The 2,416-nt window shown below is 61.7% G+C and carries 3 protein-coding genes and 1 rRNA gene; 3 read left to right on the top strand and 1 reads right to left on the bottom strand.

Features of this window, described 5'->3' with window-relative positions:
- Positions 1–101: ribosomal RNA gene (gene rrf, locus DID96_RS37495) — 5S ribosomal RNA — on the top strand; the annotation flags it as partial.
- A gap of 101 nt (positions 102–202) precedes the next feature.
- Here the strand turns inward: rrf and DID96_RS37500 are convergent.
- Positions 203–1,075 carry a LysR family transcriptional regulator gene (locus DID96_RS37500; RefSeq protein ID WP_124604328.1) on the bottom strand — a complete coding sequence of 291 codons (873 nt, stop codon included), beginning with the start codon at positions 1,073–1,075 and terminating at the stop codon, positions 203–205.
- A 120-nt stretch (positions 1,076–1,195) separates the two neighbouring features.
- Between DID96_RS37500 and DID96_RS37505 the strand changes: the two genes are divergently transcribed.
- On the top strand, positions 1,196–1,627 hold the full coding sequence (locus tag DID96_RS37505; RefSeq protein WP_124604323.1) for a DoxX family protein: 432 nt from the start codon (positions 1,196–1,198) through the stop codon (positions 1,625–1,627).
- Positions 1,628–1,644: 17 nt separating this feature from the next.
- A complete protein-coding gene (locus DID96_RS37510) occupies positions 1,645–2,304 on the top strand; it encodes a glutathione S-transferase family protein (RefSeq protein ID WP_124604326.1) in 660 nt (219 codons plus the stop codon).
- The last annotated feature ends 112 nt before the right edge of the window (positions 2,305–2,416 follow it).

Consider the following 2,416-nt stretch of genomic DNA (forward strand, 5'->3'; position numbering starts at 1 on the left):
AGCGAGTCGGTCCCACCCCTTCCCATCCCGAACAGGACCGTGAAACGACTCTACGCCGATGATAGTGCGGATTCCCGTGTGAAAGTAGGTAATCGTCAGGCTCCCTAAGCCAGAAACCCCCGCCCAACAGGCGGGGGTTTTTGCATTGGCGCGGCGAAAATGCGTGGTAGAACGCGGGGCGGGCCGTCACATTCGGGTTCGCTCAGATCTTCAGCGTCGTCGACAAGTACTTGAATACGGTCGAGACTCGCCGCAGATGCCGCGATTCCCGGTGCGTCAGCACCCACAGGTCAGTCTGGCAGTCGTGCAGGATATCGGTCAGTTGCACGAGATCGGAGCGGCCGCGTGTCAGGAACGTAGGCAGGATGCCCACGCCCATGCCGAGGGCGACCAGTTCCATGACGGTCAGGATGCTGTTGACTTTGTAGTGCGGAACCACCTTCCGGAAATGACGTTTGCGCCAGATGACGGAAGGGTGGCCTGGAAGCGCGTCGTCCGGAGCGATCCAGCGTGCCTTGCCTGCCGTGACGTCTTCATAGCGCTGGACGGCGTCGTACTGCTTCGACGCGAATAGTGCCACCTGGATCGGCCCGACTTGCTTGCCTACGAGGTATTCCGGCGGTTGTTTGGTCGCGCGCACCGCGATGTCGGCATCCCGACGGCCGAGATCGGCGATCTCATTGCCCGTGTGCAACTCGTATGTGAGCAACGGGTGAGTGGCTTCCAGCTGCTTCAGCGCAGGTGCGACCAGCCCGTGCAAGATGGTGTCGGTGGTCGTTATGCGCACCGTGCCGGCAACCTGCTCGGGCACCTGCTGCGCAATCGAGCGTGCCGATTCGACCTGCACTTCCACCTGTTCCGCGTGTTCGGCCAGCGCCAGCGCGATTTCCTTCGCTCGATAACCGGAGCGAGTTCGTTCGAATAGCTGCTGCTCCAGGCCGCGCTCTATACGCCGAAGGTTGCGAAACACGGTCGAAGCGTCCACACCCAGCCGCTCGCCGGCCTGGACCAGCGTCCCGGTGCGGGAGAGCGCCAAGATCGTTTCGAGGTCCGCGGCGTCTAGCTTGTACGGCATCGTCATGTCCCTCTCGCATTGCATTTTTGCATGGTCAGATTGTAATCACGCGTATTTTGCAGGCGCAACTGCAATGCTAAATTCGGTGTCGATCTGCCAACTCTTGCAATAGGTACCGTTATGAATCAACCGATCCGTACGAGTGACACCGCTGCCACCTATGGTGCGTTGCTGCTCCGCGTGGCATTGGGCGTGATGTGGATTGCCCATGCACTGCTGAAATGGCTGGTCTTTACCCTGCCCGGCACTGCGCAGTATTTCGACAACGTCGGCTTCCCCGGCTTCCTGGCCTACCCGGTATTCGCTGCCGAGTTGGCCGGCGGCCTCGCGCTCGTGCTGGGTGTCTATGCGCGGCAGGTCGCGTTGTTGCTGGTGCCGATCATGGTGTGCGCGGCCCGGGTGCACTGGTCCAACGGCTGGGTGCATACGAGCCAGGGGGGCGGCTGGGAATACCCGGCGTTCCTTGTCGTCGCGTCCGTCTCGCTCTGGCTGCTCGGCGATGGTGCACTGGCGGTGCGGCGCAGCCCGCGGTTCGCACTTGGTGCGGCTTGAGATTGCGAGGCAAAGACATGAGCCTCTCCGAATTCCATCTCGTCAGTCATGTGCTTTGCCCGTACGTGCAGCGCGCGGTAATCGTGCTGACTGAAAAGGGCGTGCCGTTCGAACGCACGGACGTCGATCTGAGCAACAAGCCGGACTGGTTTCGCGCGATCTCGCCGCTCGGCAAGACCCCCGTTCTGCTCGTCGATGGCGCGCCAATCTTCGAATCGGCAGTGATCTGCGACTATCTCGATGAGACGCTCGAACCGCGTCTGCATCCCGATGCGCCGCTCGAACGCGCGCGGCACCGCGCCTGGGTTGAGTTTGGATCGGCGCTGCTGAACGCGATCTGGGGCTTCTACACGGCTGCGGACGAAACGGCTTTGGCCGCGAAAGCCCGCGACATCCACGGGCGATTCGAGCAGCTCGAAAGATCGCTCGGCGCCGGCCCGTATTTTGGCGGAGCGCATTTCAGCATCGTGGACGCCGCATTTGGGCCAGTGTTCCGCTATTTCGACGTGTTTGAGCAGATTGGCGACTTCGAATTCTTCACGGGCCTGCCCAAGGTTGCCGCGTGGCGGCAACGGCTCGCCGAACGTCCGTCCGTCCGCACGGCAGTCCGGGCCGACTATCGGCAGTTGCTGATGGACTTTCTGCTCAAGCGTGAGTCTGCTCTGAAAATCATCTAGCGGGCCTCCCCCGCCGCCCTGACGGGCGACGGGGTTAAAGTGAGTTTGCCCAACCGCTTTAACCGAAGGGAGGCCCGAAATGAAATATTGCGGCATTGACCTGCATTCGAAC

The organism is Burkholderia sp. Bp8963 (assembly GCF_003854275.1).
Classification (GTDB): domain Bacteria; phylum Pseudomonadota; class Gammaproteobacteria; order Burkholderiales; family Burkholderiaceae; genus Burkholderia.

Bases quoted from the DNA above. Each gene is read 5' to 3' on its own strand.
- DID96_RS37500 (WP_124604328.1), bottom strand. From the start codon at position 1,075: ATGCCGTACAAGCTAGACGCCGCGGACCTCGAAACGATCTTGGCGCTC.
- DID96_RS37505 (WP_124604323.1), top strand. From the start codon at position 1,196: ATGAATCAACCGATCCGTACGAGTGACACCGCTGCCACCTATGGTGCG.
- DID96_RS37510 (WP_124604326.1), top strand. From the start codon at position 1,645: ATGAGCCTCTCCGAATTCCATCTCGTCAGTCATGTGCTTTGCCCGTAC.